This is a genomic window from Dehalococcoidia bacterium (assembly GCA_041649635.1).
GTDB lineage: Bacteria > Chloroflexota > Dehalococcoidia > E44-bin15 > E44-bin15 > JAYEHL01.
In genome coordinates this window covers 445055-461113 of sequence record JBAZMV010000001.1, presented here as the reverse complement: position 1 = coordinate 461113, position 16059 = coordinate 445055, and the positions used below count along the sequence as shown (strand labels likewise).

The 16059-nt window shown below is 46.6% G+C and carries 14 protein-coding genes; 1 reads left to right on the top strand and 13 read right to left on the bottom strand.

What is annotated here, in order from left to right; all coding sequences use genetic code 11:
- The first annotated feature begins 201 nt into the window (after nucleotides 1-201).
- Complete coding sequence (locus WC562_02170) at nucleotides 202-2913, top strand: glycosyltransferase family 39 protein (protein MFA5054966.1); 2712 nt, start codon at nucleotides 202-204, stop codon at nucleotides 2911-2913.
- 9 nt (nucleotides 2914-2922) lie between these two features.
- On the opposite strand, the gene WC562_02165 is transcribed toward WC562_02170, so the two are convergent.
- The 13 genes from WC562_02165 to WC562_02105 all read right to left on the bottom strand — a co-directional run bounded on the left by WC562_02165 (nucleotide 2923) and on the right by WC562_02105 (nucleotide 15926).
- Complete coding sequence (locus tag WC562_02165) at nucleotides 2923-4209, bottom strand: flippase (GenBank protein MFA5054965.1); 1287 nt, start codon at nucleotides 4207-4209, stop codon at nucleotides 2923-2925.
- A gap of 91 nt (nucleotides 4210-4300) precedes the next feature.
- Nucleotides 4301-4981: an SDR family oxidoreductase gene (locus tag WC562_02160; protein ID MFA5054964.1), complete on the bottom strand. Its 681-nt coding sequence runs from the start codon at nucleotides 4979-4981 to the stop codon at nucleotides 4301-4303.
- Complete coding sequence (locus tag WC562_02155; protein MFA5054963.1) at nucleotides 4971-5687, bottom strand: phosphocholine cytidylyltransferase family protein; 717 nt, start codon at nucleotides 5685-5687, stop codon at nucleotides 4971-4973. Before WC562_02155 ends, WC562_02160 begins: the two co-directional genes overlap by 11 nt.
- A gap of 3 nt (nucleotides 5688-5690) precedes the next feature.
- Nucleotides 5691-6215: a DUF2284 domain-containing protein gene (locus WC562_02150; GenBank protein MFA5054962.1), complete on the bottom strand. Its 525-nt coding sequence runs from the start codon at nucleotides 6213-6215 to the stop codon at nucleotides 5691-5693.
- 5 nt (nucleotides 6216-6220) lie between these two features.
- The gene (locus WC562_02145; GenBank protein MFA5054961.1) at nucleotides 6221-7444 is read right to left on the bottom strand and encodes a CDP-glycerol glycerophosphotransferase family protein; all 1224 of its coding nucleotides are present in this window, start codon (nucleotides 7442-7444) and stop codon (nucleotides 6221-6223) included.
- A 15-nt stretch (nucleotides 7445-7459) separates the two neighbouring features.
- Nucleotides 7460-8575 carry a glycosyltransferase gene (locus tag WC562_02140; GenBank protein ID MFA5054960.1) on the bottom strand — a complete coding sequence of 372 codons (1116 nt, stop codon included), beginning with the start codon at nucleotides 8573-8575 and terminating at the stop codon, nucleotides 7460-7462.
- Between the two features lie 112 nt (nucleotides 8576-8687).
- Nucleotides 8688-10607, bottom strand: coding sequence for an asparagine synthase (glutamine-hydrolyzing) (gene asnB / locus WC562_02135; GenBank protein ID MFA5054959.1), 1920 nt, complete (start codon nucleotides 10605-10607; stop codon nucleotides 8688-8690).
- Complete coding sequence (locus WC562_02130) at nucleotides 10608-11387, bottom strand: class I SAM-dependent methyltransferase (GenBank protein MFA5054958.1); 780 nt, start codon at nucleotides 11385-11387, stop codon at nucleotides 10608-10610.
- Between the two features lie 38 nt (nucleotides 11388-11425).
- Nucleotides 11426-12538 (bottom strand): glycosyltransferase family 4 protein, encoded by a 1113-nt coding sequence (locus WC562_02125; GenBank protein ID MFA5054957.1) that lies wholly within the window; start codon nucleotides 12536-12538, stop codon nucleotides 11426-11428.
- Nucleotides 12539-12546: 8 nt separating this feature from the next.
- The gene (locus WC562_02120; protein MFA5054956.1) at nucleotides 12547-13482 is read right to left on the bottom strand and encodes a glycosyltransferase family 2 protein; all 936 of its coding nucleotides are present in this window, start codon (nucleotides 13480-13482) and stop codon (nucleotides 12547-12549) included.
- A 393-nt stretch (nucleotides 13483-13875) separates the two neighbouring features.
- Nucleotides 13876-14094, bottom strand: a complete 219-nt coding sequence (locus tag WC562_02115; protein ID MFA5054955.1) for a type II toxin-antitoxin system HicA family toxin — start codon at nucleotides 14092-14094, stop codon at nucleotides 13876-13878.
- Nucleotides 14095-14113: 19 nt separating this feature from the next.
- On the bottom strand, nucleotides 14114-14383 hold the full coding sequence (locus WC562_02110) for a type II toxin-antitoxin system HicB family antitoxin (protein MFA5054954.1): 270 nt from the start codon (nucleotides 14381-14383) through the stop codon (nucleotides 14114-14116).
- A 589-nt stretch (nucleotides 14384-14972) separates the two neighbouring features.
- Nucleotides 14973-15926: an SDR family NAD(P)-dependent oxidoreductase gene (locus WC562_02105; GenBank protein ID MFA5054953.1), complete on the bottom strand. Its 954-nt coding sequence runs from the start codon at nucleotides 15924-15926 to the stop codon at nucleotides 14973-14975.
- Between the last annotated feature and the right edge of the window lie 133 nt (nucleotides 15927-16059).

Sequence of the window (16059 nt, the reverse complement as noted above, 5' to 3'; positions counted from 1 at the left end):
GGACTTCTCGCAATGACAGGCTGAAACAGAGGTACAGGAGACAGGGTCTCCTGACGGGGTTATAGGGGTGTCCCCTATATTAATTAAAACGTCCCCCAACGTATGGGGGACTACAGGGGGTTCGGATGTTGTTTCCCCCTTTCAAGGGGGATTCCAGGGGGTTGATAATATTTACCCACACTATTACACTCATCTAAACATATGGAAACCATTAAATCCCTGATCAAAAAGATAGACCAATACATCTCCCTCAAGGGCGCCGGCATCTCGCTGCTGGCCGTTTCCATATTGCTCATCCTCATCGAGTATATCTGGGACGACAGCGTGGGCAACCTCATGAACATCAGCGTGCTGGTAGTTCTTGCCATCGTCCTGGCCTTCCTGATAGTCGCTGTCATCCTCAATAAATATCTGGGGCGCTACCTGCGCGCGCGCGGGATAAGCCTGAGCGGGCTGAGGGAGCGGTTCGCGGAATGGCAGTCCGGCCAGAGCGAGACGGTGAGGACGGTGAGCCGCGCCGCTCTGGCGCTGCTGCTGATATTTCCCATCATCCTGCTGACGCTGGTTGCGGTGGAAACATTCTGGGAGGGCAGCGTCTCATACCACATAAACCTCAACGCCCTGATCATCAGCACCATAGCCGCGGAGTTGATAGCTATTATAGCCGTGATGGTCATGCTGTACAGGTCCCGGCTGAGGACAGGCAGATCGAAACCCAGCAGACCCGCCCCCCGCACGCTGGCCTCGGTGATAAGGGCGGAACGAGCGGCCGCGGGCCTCTCAACCCCCGACGTCGCGCCCGCGGAGACGATGGCGGGACATGGGAAGAGGCGATGGGTTGGAAGGGTTGCGCGGGTGGCGACGATGGCTCTGTTCTTAGTACTTCTATTGGTTCTGGCTCTGCAAGCTATTTTTGACCTGACATCACTGGAGGGCAGCCGAACCGGTCTTATAGTGGCCACCGTTATCTTTGGTATCATGTTCTTCTGGATGAACCGGCAGAAGCTGAAAGTCACAGTTAAAATAGAGGAGGAAGGAGCGGAAGAAGCGGAGAGGAAGAGATCTTTTGGTACGCGGTTCCCTCGGATTAACAGGGTCCCAATTTTTAGGTGGTTCATTAGGTGGATGTATAAAGAGGGGTGGTGGTATAGCGCAGCACTTCTACTCTGCTGCTTTCTCTTTCTTGGTTTCGGAACACACCACCTTGGTCAATTTATGACAGTTGACGAGCCAAAATGGGTAGATACCAGGGTGCCGCAACTCTATGATTCACTCGCCTCCGGTGACTGGGAAGGCACGTATATCAATGATAAACCTGGCGTGCTGCCGTCTCTTCTCGCTGGCACTGTCAACTTTTTTATGGATCATGAGGAATATAAAGCAGACCCTTTAATATATGAAAATTATTTATTTTATTGGCGGTTACCAATTGTCATATTTAATTTCCTCATGCTATTTCTTATATACCATTTCCTTAAAAAATTACTGCGGAAAAACCATGCTCTATTAGTAACAGGGCTTGTTGCGCTCAATCCTATCCTTATTGGAATTAGCCAGATTGTTAATCCGGACGCTACTCTCTGGAGCGTCTCATTTTTATCGTTCATCACATTCTTTCTCTATCTTAAAACAAATAAATTGAGATACATTATATATTCAGGAGTGTTCTTGGGCCTTGCGTTGATATGCAAATACTTTGCCGCCATTTTCTATGTCATCTTTTTCCTTAGCATCTATCTAGAATATCTCTCAAGAAATACTACCCGTGAACAATTCTTTTCACGTTGTCTGCATATCTTGGCACTGTACGTAATTTCCATTATTATTTATACAATTCTATTTCCAGCAACATGGGTAGAACCATCCCGGATTATCAAAGGAACTATTGGTGCAGGAATTCTAACACCAGGTCTGAAGTATTTCCTACTTATACTGCTGTTAATATTCATCGAATTGATAGCTCTTCGAGGCCGTATTACTAAGTATTTAAAAAGCAAATTCGATATTCCCACTGTGGTAATATACGTTTTTAGCTCACTTACATTAATAGCTCTTATTGTATTAATGGCTAATATATTTCTTAACAACGCACTTTTTGATTTTAACCATTACATTTTTTACGAATCTGCAAGGGGTGAGGTGTCTTTCTACAAAGATTTATTCACATCATCTTACATGACAGCCTTCACCATGACATTTCCAATACTTTTCGGAATATGTTTTTGGGCTTTGATATTACCTTTAAAGAAACGTTTAAATATAAATATCACCAACCAAGATAAGTTCTTAATATCTATTATCTTTTTAACAATGTTTGTATATATAGTCGGTTCTTCTTTAGGTGGTTTTGTGACTTCATGTAGATACCAGATTATGTTATATCCTCTTTACTCAATATTATCAGCAACTTTTTTTATTTACGTTTTTAAACATACGAAAATAGTTACTACCGCATTGATAGCTGCAGCACTTATCACAACATTTTTTGCAGCACCTTACTTTCTTTTATATAACAATCATTTGAACATTAAAGATTATCGAATTTCTTATTCATGGGGAATGGGCGGGTACAAACTAGCACAAATCGTCAATTCTTGGGATAACGCAGAAAATATGGTAGTCTGGGTTGACGTAGAGGGCTTTGATAGATTTTTTATAGGCACAAGTTATTGGAGAGGACGTGACAACCCATTTAATGAGGAACTTGAAATAGAGTATTTAGTACTATCCTCACATATACAGCCTATTTGGGAAAAGCATGTGAAAGCATATGAAGAAGGAGAAAGATATTTATATGCTAGAGTTGCTGCGGAAACTCCGCTAATTGAATATTATACATATGAACCCATCGAAAAAATATGTATAAATAATAATCCAAATGATTGTATTTGGATCGTAGAAGTAAGGGAATAAAATGGCGGGCTATTGGAAGCTTTTTCTTACTTCAAGCCAATTCAGCACTAAATACGGGAAATAGGAAACAGAGGTGGCAATTGCCGCACCTACTGCTCCGTATCTTGGAATTAGAACCAGATTCAGTCCAAGGTTTAGTAATAACGCGATAATCAAGTTAATGGCCCTTTTTCTAGCCTTGCCCCGGTAGTCGAGGAAGGAAGACAGGAATATTGAATAAGAATAAATAATCAAATATGGTATCAGTATAACCAGGGGCAAGACTGAGTCCTTATATTCTGCGCCAAATATCAAAGGGATGAAATACCAACCCGCAGCTAGTATTAATATAATGATCGAGCCAAATATCACCGTGTTGATTTTCAACAACCGGTAGAACAGTGCTTTCAGATACTCTTTATTATCCTGATTCAACTTGGCAAACAGCGGCATGGTGCCCAGCGATATCACCAAGGCGATATGCGGCAGCTTGATGATTATCTGCTTGGCCACCGCGTATATACCCACCTCGTAATCCGTGCTTAGAATACCTATCATTACAGTATCTATTTCAGTAGCAATTAGAAAGCCGATGCTGATAACGAACAGCGGCAGGCTGTATTGCAATAGCTGTCTGGTGTAATCAGTCCCTGAATCCGGCCGGTTCTTATAGAAATGGCGGTAAAGAAAGTAAAAACCCAATACCGTTGTAACGATAAAAGCCAGGTTAAAGGCGAAAACCAACCCAATAATCTCGTTAAGAATGAGCAAAAAGCAAACAGCCAGTAAAAGCTTGAGTCCGTATTCAGACAGATTTATATAGAAGTCATATTTCAGGCGGTGCAGCCCTTGAAAAGCATTTTTCAGATATTCAACTAGGCTGGCAAAGAATACTAGCGGGGCGGCGGCATAGAACAAAACCTCAAAGCTTGGGCGATCCAGCCAGACGGCCAGAGGCTTGCTTAAAGACAGCATAACCAGGGCAAAAACCAGGCTTAGGATGACCCTCAGTTTAACCGAGGAGCGCAATACAGCCTTCAATTCAGCCGTCTCATTATGCTGAGCGATAAACTTGCGGGCTGACGCGTTAATGCCTAAATATGAAACAAGAAGGACTATGCTTAAGATGGAAAAGAAGAAAGACCATTCACCGAAGCGGTCCGGGCCAAGGTAACGGGCGAGAAAAAGATTGAGCCCTATGAAAAAAATAAAGGCAGAGCCTTGCGCCAAGAAGCTCCAAGCAGTTTCCTTTATCAGTTTCGCGGAAACAATCGTTGCAAGCTTATACTTGGTTAAATCATAAAAGCGTTTGATCATTCATTCGTCTTTGCGAAACTCTATAAGTTCTTGCTGAAAATATGTGTCTGCAGTGAGCTGCGCGGTTAAGTTTTCATGTTTTGAAACCGCATTACCATAAACGCCCAATATTTAACTCAACAATACTGGCGCCTGGAGACAATTCGAGAAGGAACAACACGACTTTGGCAATATCACCAGGCTGAGTAAGATCTTCAGCCCTGAGTTTTTCTTCAGCTATCCTATGCCTTATCAGGCTGGTCTGGACAAAGCCCGGATTAATCACGGTAACTTTTATTCCGTACTCGGCGGTTTCCATAGCTAAGACATTGGAAAAAGCAATTACAGCAGATTTACTCATTGAATATGCAGACTTACCAACGCCGTATTCAATACCGCGCAATGACCCGATATTGATAATATAACCTGACTTCTGTTTCTTCATACATGGTAAAACCGCTTTACAGACATTGATTGTTCCTTTGACATTAACGTCGTATACAGCCTGTATATCTTGTTCTGTGAGTTCATCTACTGTACCAAGATGACTCCTGCCAGCACAATTGATTACAACATCAATGTTGCCGAATTTTTTCAAAGTAGCGGTAACGGCTTTTTCCACTTCATCTACCTTAGTAACATCACAACGTTGTGCCAGCATGCTCTCGGATTCATGACAAGAAATGCTCCGACTGAGAAGAGCGAGCCGAAACCCGCTGGTTCTTAATTCTTCACTGATAGCGCTACCTATTCCGCCGGTAGCTCCTGTGACCAAGGCGACATTAAACGTCATTACCACTTCTTTCCATATCACATATTTTTCTGGCCATTAAGAGATCATCTACTGTGTCAATTTCAACCCACTGCAGATGCGAGACGTCAACATAATTCAGGTCAAAATCATCATCGAGTATCATGTTCACCAATGCATTCTCGTACCACTCGTCTATCTGATCATTTTTAACCATTTCTTCAATTTTTTGTTTTAGACTGCCTGCTGCTGCCCTGGAAAGTTTGGTGATACCAACGTATTCACCGGAATTAGCAGTAAGTTCTTTACTCATCATGATAACCCTATCATTATAGGTGGCTACCTTGTAATCTGCAGTGCGCGCTTTGGATGAATCTATCAATACTGCGGCGGGATGTTCAATTTTCAAAACCTCTTCGAATATTGGGGCTTGTATGACTATATCAGAATTAATGATGATCACATCATCATCGAGATGTTCACGGGCAAACCAAAGAGATACGATACTATTGGTTACACGGTAGAAAGGGTTATGAACAAATTCCACGCCTGCCAGTTGACCCTCTATTTTTTCATGCATAAAACCGGTAACAACGTAAACAGGAGAATCTGAAATTTTCTTAATGATGTTTACCATTCTGCCAATGATAGTCTGATCCTTACTTAATTTAAAAAGGCACTTGGGTATATTTGTGGTCAGTGGTCTAAGTCTTGTTCCCAAACCTGCAGCGAGGATAATCACTTTCATTTCTCACCATCCTAGTAATCCTACCCGGAACATGTAATCCACAGGTGGGAAAACAATATTTAATCCAACATTCTCAGCTGATTTTACTACGTTTACCCCGATTCCTTCCAGAGGAATTCTTGCTTTATCAGGATGCCGGCAGGCAAGTTCATCACAACCTTCGGGGCAAAGTTTACATGAACCCCCCATAAAAGAAATGGCCAGCGGATAGTTTGATTCCCATAATAGCTTCTCGGCGGCAAGCAAAGCATGGTGAAGAGTGTTAGTTGACGTCCTTCTAACGACTTCAAATTTATCGGCTGTCAACGGCATTTTGCAGTAAACTAACAGTAGGTTTTCATATTCACAAATGAGCTTTTGATAGTCTACTTGTGGAATTTTTGGAGGGCAGGTCCAGTTCACACCATAACGTATACAGTGAAAACAGTTCAGGTGTACTCTCTCCTCAAAGGCTAGTTGTGACGCTTTGATTTCAGTAACTTCTAAAAACTTAGTTGCCATCAATAAGTCCATTACTCTTTGTCTCATTGCCGTTACTCTAACTTTCCTGCAGATTTTCTTGAATTCAGAAGATCGATAATTATCTGATAAGTCCTTTCAGAACTATTACCATCTTGAAAGTGATTGTATTTGTTCTTAAAATTTCTATATTTAATTCTGTATCCTTCATCATTAAACCAGTCATTGATATCTTTAAGCAATACTAATAGCTCCTCTTCAGTGTGTGCGAACGGCCCGGGTTGCTCTTCATAATAGTCATAATAGAATTCCCGGCAGTTCTTTAAATATCCTTTATAGTCATAAGGGTAATAGATAATTGGTTTATCAGTTAACGAATAGTCGAAATAAACACTTGAATAATCAGTGATAAGAATGTCCGTATATGCTAATAGTTCCTGTACATCATCAACTTCTTTAGACACGTCTTTGATATTAGAGTATCCCGTTATAGATACCAATACCTTTTCAAAAGGATGTTTCTTAATCAGCATTATGTAATTATTGTCCGCTAGGAAACTATTCAATCTAACTAGTAATGTATCCGAAAACGGGCCTTTACATGTTGCGATTTCTCTAAAAGTCGGAGCATACACTACAACCCTTTCATAAGAACCTAGGGATAGGATTTTGAATACATCGTTAAACGATATCTCATTGGAATAAAATATATCATTCCTCGGATAACCGGTAATCACTACATTATTATTTCTGAATGCTGGGATCAACTTACTAGAGGTCTCCTCCGATGCAGAACAAATGAATATGTAATTATTAAATTCTTTATTAAGAAAATAATCGAATATTCGAGTCAACAATGTTTTCTCTTGATCTACTTTTTTGGCGTCAAAAGCAACTTTCTTAAATAAGGTTCCGTGCCAAGTTTGAATAATGTTAAACCTTCCGTTAAGCACACCTAAATAGCTGACATCTTTAGCGGATTGCTCTATAACTAAATTACTGGACCTTAATATGGTCCAAAAACCTTTCAAACTATACTTATCAACGACTGGATACCCCTCATCCTTGAGTTTTTTAAGTATGGTTCTATTCTGAGTAATCCACACAAACTGGAAACGGTTCTTAACCTCCCTTTCACGATTGGCATAGAGATATAAATATTTCGGATTTCCTTTAAAGGAACCCCCTTTGCCGGACCCCAATAATATCAATTCTTCATTTTTGGGAGTTATATAAGACAAACTATACAACAGAAGATTTAATAGCAACCTAGAAATTATTTGAAGATTAGTTTTCAAATTTGATCTCCATCATCATTCAAGATGTGCCTTATTTAATTTACAACCTACAAGTTCATCATATAACTCTACTAGTTTATTCACTATGACTTGCGTTGTAAAAAACTCTTCAATACGTTGCCGCCCATTTTGACCAAACGTTATCCTTCTGTCCGGATCATCCAACAATTGAATAATAGCTGTATATAAAGCCTCTGAATCACCTGGCGGCACTATAAAACCTGTCACACCGGGTATTATCATCTCTGGAATACCCCCCACATTTGTAGCAACCACCGGTTTGGACATTGACATTGCCTCTAGTATAACCATCGGAAACGCTTCAAAAAGCGACGATGAAACAAATATGTCCATCGCCGATAACAATTCGGGAACATCATCTCTGAATCCGGTGAAAATGACCTTCTCACTTATCCCCAGGTCGATGGTTTGTTGCTCTAACATATTTCTGCATGGCCCATCGCCAATTATGACCAACTTAGCTTCCGTATATTTACTATAAATCTTTGACGCAGCCTCAAGTAGAAAATCAAGCCCCTTCTCAGGACTTAAACGCCCAACAGCCCCTATAACTACATCCGATGCACCGATAGACATAGTCTCTCTGATTTTGTCATTGTCATAAAGATCACTATTGAATTTATTTATATCTATACCATTGTGGATAACAACAACCTTATTTTTATCTGGTAATCCCCTTTTAATACGCCGCTCTTTCACTGAATACGATACTGCAATAACTCTATCAGTAACATACGTCAGTGGTTTATCCATCATACGTAGAAGACGCGAATATACTGTAGGGATATTGCTCAACATTGGGAACCCGCTATGGTCGTGCACAATCACAACTGGCACTTGGCAAATAGTTGCGGCAATCCGCCCAATAATGCCCGCGCCAAGCAGATGCGTGTGAACTATTTGAATCTTATTCTTCCTGATGAATCTGATCAGGTCAAGAATCTTTCTGGGATCATACTTCTGTCTGTCAAAATAACTTACGTTTAAACCCTGAGCTTTCGCTTGCTTATCCAATACCCCTGGCTTCTTTAAAGCGCAGACATATACTCTGTATTTTTCGCTGTCCCAATCCTTTAACAAATCCAATAACAGTGTCTGTGCTCCGCCCAATCCAAGATGATCTATTACGTGGAGTACATTTATTTTCCCTGTTCTTGAATGTCGTTTAGGCTTAATTAAGTGCGATATAAGAGAACTAATACCTATACCTCCTCTAGATTAGTTAACTCATCGGTATTTTTGTATAATCTATAACAACTTGATGCCATAATTCCAGGCAAAGCAATGCCCATATCCGCTTTCCATGGTCAGCCTTTTTTGCACAATGTTCGTCCAGAAGATTTTCAAGCGCTTGCTGCTTGAAATAGCCTCTGCTCAATGCCTGTGGGCTCAGCAATGTTTCATATGTCATATCTCTCAGTTCCGACCGGATCCAGCTTCCAATGGGAACCGAGAAACCGTGCTTGCGCCGCGCGGCAATATCCTGAGGGATTATCTTTTTCGCCAGTTCCCGCAGCAGGTATTTTGTAGTCGTTCTCTTATCCTTAAATTCTATTGGCATGCGGCAGGCAAACTCCACAAATTTTTGATCCAGAAACGGCGACCTCCCTTCTAATGAGTTAGCCATGCACATCCGGTCAATCTTGACCAGAAGGTCGTCGGGGAGATAGTTCATCATATCAACATACAGTGTCTTGTCCAACCTGTTATCCGCATGATTTTCTGCGCGGCGGAAAGTCTCACGCAGCAGTTCTACGGAGTCCGTATTCCGCAGAGTATTGCGCAGCTCATCACTATAAATATCATCTTTCATGTCGGAGTTGAAATATGAACCCCACCTGATGATACTGGCTTCCTGCGCAATATCAGCCGCCTGATGCATGCGTATTACGGCACCCCAAACATCGGTATCAACGGGCTTATCCGAAACGCCGGTAAACCTCCTCAACACAGGAAGAATGAGCTTATTTCTTACTGCTGCAGGCACAACAGCATAAGCATCGGCTATACCGTCGGCAAAATAGCGCTGATAGCCTGCAAAGGTTTCGTCTCCGCCATCGCCATTGAGGGCTACGGTAACATGCCTTCTTGTAGACTCCGATAGATAATATGTTGGAATTGCGGCAGGGTCGGCTAAAGGTTGGTCAAGATGCCATATGAGCTTGGGAAGCAATGCTATGATATCCGGCTTAACAAATATCTCTTCGTGTTCGGTATCAAAGTATTTGGCAACTGCACGCGCATGTTCTAACTCGCTGAAGGCTTCTTCCGTAAACCCCACGGAGAAGGTCTTAACCTTTTTATCCGTTGCCCGCGCCATCAGGGCTACGATCAAGCTAGAATCAAGCCCGCCGCTCAGGAAGGCTCCCAGGGGAACATCGCTCACCAGGCGTAACTTGACCGCCTCTTCCAACAATGACTGCGTGGCTTCCAGGGCTTCGTCTTTTGACAGCTTGTTTTTGGGAAGGAACTCCGGTTCCCAGTATCTTTCTATTTTCACCTGCCCGTTGGAGCAGACAAGAGTATGGCCTGCCTGTAGCTGGTTAACGCCCTGAATAATGGTCTGGGGGCCGGGCACCCATTGCAGCGTCAGAAAGTGGTGCAGGGAAGTTAAGTTCACTTCATGTTTAATACTTGGCTCTTGCAGTAGAGCTTTGAGCTCTGATGCGAACAGAAAACGCTCTTGGTTATAAGCATAGAACAGAGGCTTCTTACCTAATCTATCCCTTCCAAGAAGCAGAGTCTTATTACGTGAATCCCAGATAGCGAAGGCGAACATTCCCCGCAGTTCTTTAACCAAAGCGCGTCCTTGCTCTTCATATAAGTGAACGAGAACTTCGCTGTCGCTCCTGCTGGAAAAAACATGGCCGCTTTTCTCAAGAGCATTTCGCAACTCTTTAAAATTGTAGATTTCGCCATTGGTTATAACCCAGACCGTTCCATCCTCATTGCTTATAGGCTGATGGCCGCCCTCTATATCTATGATGCTCAGTCGCCTATGACCCAGCGAAATAAAGCCGTCGTTGTAAAAACCCTCGTCATCCGGGCCGCGATGCTTCAGAACCGAGCACATGTTGCTCGTAGCAGCAATATCGGACGGCGCTATGCCGTTGAATATGAACTGCCCGCATATCCCGCACATTCAGGAAGCCTTCTTCTGAAATACAAACTCGTTGCAGCCGGTCGGAACAGCCGCGGGAGTGTATTTCACAACTGTGAAACCCAGGTCACAAACGGATTTCTGTACCGCCTGCGGCGTTGCGTACTCGTAAGGATACCCTCCTACCCAATCAACCAGATTATGCCAGAAATCCATGCCGCGCTTATGCTTTTTCGGATTTCGCCGCGTAACACACCACTTCGCCGTGTAGACTATGGGATACAATGCCCTGAGCATCGCACACCGCATTACATTGGGAGCCTTATTATAAGTCCACTTTATGCAGCGCCAGAGCGGGGAAGACCAGTGTTTATTATAGATGGATATAATCAGGAACCCCCGGTCTTTCGTCAGCTTAGTCGCATTCTTGATAGCTTGTTCCATATTGCCGGTATGATGCAGCACCCCCCAGGAATGCACTACATCATATCCGCCGGACTTGATCTGCCTCTCGATGAAATTGTTATCCAGTATTGAAACAACTTCCGTATCAGGCATCTCGATGGCAGGAAAGAATTTCTTCGTTTCGCTCAGAGCGGACAGGTTATCCGCATCTATATCTATTCCGTAAACATTGGCTCCAGCCTCCCCGGCAAGCAGCAAAGTGAGGCCCTGGCCAAAGCCTATGTCAAAGAAGCGCTTCCCCTTTAAGTCAATGTCTGAGAAGAGTGCAAGAAAATCATTTCTCGCCTGATTTATCTTATCTTCATTCAGGGCGCTCCGGGAAAAAGACTGCCAATTTTTACCAAACTGAAACCGCATTACCACGCCATTCCGTCATATTTAATATTGGATATTCACTAAAGTTTGATGGTTTCATACATCCTCAAATAGCTCTCCGCAACCTTCTCCCAGCTCAAACCCTCCGCTAACTCCCTTGACTTGCGTCCCATCTCCCGCCGCGCCTTATCATCCGTCATCAGGCGCAGTACCGCATCGGCTATGGCAGCGCCGCTAACCTCGCTCAATACTATGCCGTTATCCTTTATCAGCTCCCGCGTGCCGCCCGTGTCCGTTGTGATGATGGGCAGGCCGCAGGCCATGGCCTCAAGCACCGTGTTGGACATGCCCTCGTTCATGGAGGGCAGTATGAAAATATCCGAGCCCGCGTATATCTCCGGCAGTTTACTATGCTCCACGTACCCGGCAAAGGAAACCACGTCGTCCGCGCCCAGGCTCGCGGACAGGGCGCGCAGCTCCTGCTCCAGGTTGCCCTCGCCCACTATCGATATCTCAAATTTTCCATTGTATTTCTCTTTGATGATGGGCGCGCTCTCTATCAGGTGGCTGATGCCCTTGCGTCCGATCAGCCGCGACACGCAGAGGATTTTTACCTTATCCCCGCCGCCGCTGCCTGGTATGAACTGCGCCGTGTCTATGCCGTTGTAGATGATATCTATATTCCGCTTCGGGTCTGAACGCAGCGCCAGCTCCTTCAAGCCCTGGCTGTTGGCTACCACCGACGCGGACCTTCTCCACACCTCTTTGATTATCGGTTTCAGCACAACGTACTCGGCGGAGAAGCGCTTGTTGAATCCGGGCACGTCCGAGCCCCTGAGGGAGACGATATAAGACAGACGTCTCTTGAACAGGTAAGCCATCGCGCCGCACGGGATGCCGAAGAAGGCGTGGCACACATCGTAATGGTTGTCCTTCATCAGCCGCCGCATGAATTTAGTCGCTTTAAGCGTATACGACAGGATTTCCTTCTGCGTCCAGTAGTGGATGTCCTTCTTGTTTACGGGCAGCTTGTACAGCGTTACCGTATCGCCGATCTTCTCCTGTTCGAATTTGTCGTTAGCCGCGGATGTGACCAGGTCTACTTCTATCTGTTTCCGCGCCAGCTCGCCCAGTATGTACTTGCAGGCGTTGGCCGCCCCGCCGCCCAGAGGAGGATACTCGTAGTTGAGCATCAGGACTTTTATTCCAGCACCTCTTCGACGGTATAGTATTTACGCTCGCCCTGCCCGTAGTATATGCGCACCAGTATATCGGCCAGCACGCCGAAGACCAGGAACTGGATGCCCACGATTATCATCAGTATCGCCAGCATGAACAGAGGACGGTCGCCAAGTGGAGTGCCGAAGGCCAGCCTCTCTATGCCCAGGTAGAGGCCGAGCAGCACGCCGATGATAGCCAGCACTATCCCGGACCCGCCCAGCAGGTGGATGGGGCGCATGGAGTACTTCTGCCAGAACAGGATCAGTATCAGATCGAGGAAGCCCTTGATAAGCCTTTGGTAGCCGTACTTGGTCCTGCCGTGGGCGCGCGGCCTGTGGTTGGTGCGCACCTCGCCTATCCTGTAGCCCTTCCATGACAGCATGGCCGGAATGTAGCGGTGCATCTCGCCGTAGAGCTCCAGCGACTTGAGGCACTCCTTCCTGTAGGCGCGCAGGCTGCATCCGGAGTCGTGTATCGTGGCCCCGGTAAGTTTCCTGCGCAGCAGGTTGGCAAACCGTGAGAACAGCTTTTTCGATATGGAATCCTTGCGCTTCTTGCGCCAGCCGCAGACGACGTCGTAACCTTTTTCCAGTTCGACGAGCAACAGCGGTATGTCCGACGGGTCGTTCTGCATGTCCGCGTCCATGGTGACCACGATGCCGCCTTTTGCGTGCTCGAAGCCCGCGGCCATGGCCGCCGACTGGCCGAAGTTCTTCTTGAACTTGACGATCTTGACCCTGCCGTCGCGCCCGCGCATCTCCTTCAACGCGCTGTAGGTCCCGTCCGTTGAGCCGTCATCGACGAAGATGATCTCGTAACCGGCGTCGATATTCTTGAGCGCCGCGCTTATCTCATCGTGCAGCAGCGACACGTTCTTCTCCTCGTTGTAGGTGGGGATTACTATGGAAAGTTTCATATCTGAGTTCCTTGAAGACATTTATACATCATCGGCTCGTGTTGCACAACCCCTCAGCCGCGGGGCGTCCGGTTTGGATATTCTTTGCTCGGCGTGGTGTTCTTCACCTCGCCGAAATCCTGCGTTGATTGTTGAAGGTGAAGAACACCTTCAACAGCATATCGATTAAAGGATTCTACCATATATAGCGTGTATCGTCATCACATGTAGGGGCGAGGTCTTCTCGCCCGCGATATGGATTCCGGCCTTCGCCGGAATGACGGTTCTAGATAGAGGTACAGGAGACGGCGTCTCCTGACGGGGTTATAGGGGTGTCCCCTATATTAATAAAAAAATCCCCCAACGTATGGGGGATTACAGGGGGTTCGGTCTGCTATCGCCCAACGACCTCTTCTACCTCAGCAGGCGGGATATCTCCTCGTCGGTCAGGCCGAGCTGCTTGAAAACCACCAGGCTGTATTCCGGCGGCAGGTTATTCTTTCCCTGCAGGACGGGGGCTTTGAGAACCTTGCCCTTTACTTCCCTGCGATAAATGGCGTGGTCGCCTTTTCCCTGCCGGTCGAACGAGGCCCCGGACTGCTCCAGCAGTTTGATGAGCTTCTTGCTGGACATCGAGGGGATCTTCCCCCTGTTAGCCATAGGCCAGCACCTTGAGGCGGGGCGCGCCTTCAGGACCCGAATCCGCTTCGCCCTCGGAAAGGAAATCGTGAAGCAGTTGCAATGATATCGGCCGGTCGATCGGCGCTTCATCCCCCATGCAATCGACATACGACTCGATGGCATCCTTTACGCTGGCTATAGCTTCCCCTCTGGTATCGCCGCATCCGACAACTGTCAGCTCAAGGCACAGCGACACGTACTGGTCGCCGGATTTCTTCAATATTATCGTGTATTCCTTCATTCTCCCGCACCTCTACAACAATTTTACCCCGTCATCATACCCGCTGAAAAGCGGCTCGGCACGATTATGAAAGGATTCTACCACATATAGCGTGTAGCGTCATCACATGTAGGGGCGAGGTTGCCTCGCCCGCCATGGATTCCGGCCTTCGCCGGAATGACGATACGTAGAATAACGGGCGAATACAGGATTCGCCCCTACGCGACGACCGAACGGTGAATAGACGAGATTCTTCATCGTTCGTCAGGAGGATTCAGAATGACAGTAGGGGCGAGGTTGCCTCGCCCGATATGGATTCCGGTTTTCACCGGAATGACGGTCCGTAGGGTGGGTTCGCAAACCCACCGCGTTGACGAGATTCTTCATCCTTCTAAATAGCTCTATCATGGAAGGACTCAGAATGACAGATGCGGGGCATATTATCACCCTCACCGTAGTCCTCTCCCTTCAAGGGAGAGGTTAGCTTCATACAGAGGTACAGGAGACGGCGTCTCCTGACGGGGTTATAGGGGTGTCCCCTATATTAATAAAAAAATCCCCCATGATTGGGGGATAATAGGGGGTTGATTAGCTATCGCCCAACGACCTTTTACCGCTTCTGCACCTTATACCATTTCACGAACAGCGGGATGCCGTCCTCGACCTTGACCCTGGGCTTGTAGCCCAGCAGCTTCTTCGCCTTCGACACATCCGCGTACGTCACCGGCACGTCGCCCGGCTGATCCGGCGACTTGATGGTGCGGGCCTTCTTGCCCGTGCTCTTCTCGATGAGCGATACAAGCTGTCTCAGCTCCGTCGTTTGCGAGCCGCCCAGGTTGATTATCTCGAAAGCCGGGTTCTTGTCGACGGCCGCCTGCACCCCGTCGATGATGTCGTCGATGTAGGTGTAGTCGCGTTTCGATGAGCCGTCGCCGTAGAGCTCGACGCGGTTGCCGCCGCTTATGAGGCGGGTGAACTTATGAATCGCCATGTCCGGCCTCTGTCGCGGGCCGTAGACGGTGAAGAAGCGCAGGCAGGCGATGCGGATATCGTAGAGGTGGTGGTAGGTGTAGCAGAACAGCTCGCAGGCCTGCTTGGAGGCGGCGTAGGGGGAGACGGGCTTCATCAGCGGGGAGCTCTCCTTGAACGGCACGTCCGAATTGTCCCCGTATACCGATGACGATGAGCCGAAGATGAAGCGTTTCACATCGTACTCGCGGCACAGCTCCAGCAGGTTTATCGTCCCGCCGATGTTGACGTCCTGGTAGATGTGCGGGTCCTGTATCGACGGCCTGACGCCGGCCCGCGCCGCCAGGTGCACCACCGCGTCGAACTTGCGCGAGGAGAACAGTCCGGACATCCTCTCCTTATCCCTGATATCGCACTCGTCCAGGTAGAAACGCTTGTTCTTGAGGGATTTGGCGATGTTCTTCCTCTTAACGTCGGGTGAGTAGTATGGATCGAAGTTGTCCAGGCACACCACGAACCAGCCCTGAGACAGCAGGCGTTCGCAGAGATGGCTTCCTATGAATCCGGCGCCGCCGGTGACGAGAATGCTTTCCATGATGCGGTTCCCCCCCATGCTAGCAGTAGTTGCGTAGGTTGGGCTGTGCCCACCGAAATCTACGTTAATTGTTGAAGTACGATTATGAAACGATTCTACCATATATAGCATGTAGTGGGTAGCGTGTAGGGGC

Excerpts from the sequence above, each read along its gene's own strand:
- WC562_02120 (MFA5054956.1), bottom strand. The coding sequence starts at position 13,482 with ATGAAACTTTCCATAGTAATCCCCACCTACAACGAGGAGAAGAACGTG.
- WC562_02150 (MFA5054962.1), bottom strand. The coding sequence starts at position 6,215 with ATGAGACAAAGAGTAATGGACTTATTGATGGCAACTAAGTTTTTAGAA.
- WC562_02105 (MFA5054953.1), bottom strand. The coding sequence starts at position 15,926 with ATGGAAAGCATTCTCGTCACCGGCGGCGCCGGATTCATAGGAAGCCAT.
- WC562_02130 (MFA5054958.1), bottom strand. The coding sequence starts at position 11,387 with ATGCGGTTTCAGTTTGGTAAAAATTGGCAGTCTTTTTCCCGGAGCGCC.
- asnB (MFA5054959.1), bottom strand. The coding sequence starts at position 10,607 with ATGTGCGGGATATGCGGGCAGTTCATATTCAACGGCATAGCGCCGTCC.
- WC562_02115 (MFA5054955.1), bottom strand. The coding sequence starts at position 14,094 with ATGTCCAGCAAGAAGCTCATCAAACTGCTGGAGCAGTCCGGGGCCTCG.
- WC562_02125 (MFA5054957.1), bottom strand. The coding sequence starts at position 12,538 with ATGCTCAACTACGAGTATCCTCCTCTGGGCGGCGGGGCGGCCAACGCC.
- WC562_02110 (MFA5054954.1), bottom strand. The coding sequence starts at position 14,383 with ATGAAGGAATACACGATAATATTGAAGAAATCCGGCGACCAGTACGTG.
- WC562_02170 (MFA5054966.1), top strand. The coding sequence starts at position 202 with ATGGAAACCATTAAATCCCTGATCAAAAAGATAGACCAATACATCTCC.
- WC562_02165 (MFA5054965.1), bottom strand. The coding sequence starts at position 4,209 with ATGATCAAACGCTTTTATGATTTAACCAAGTATAAGCTTGCAACGATT.
- WC562_02155 (MFA5054963.1), bottom strand. The coding sequence starts at position 5,687 with ATGAAAGTGATTATCCTCGCTGCAGGTTTGGGAACAAGACTTAGACCA.
- WC562_02160 (MFA5054964.1), bottom strand. The coding sequence starts at position 4,981 with ATGACGTTTAATGTCGCCTTGGTCACAGGAGCTACCGGCGGAATAGGT.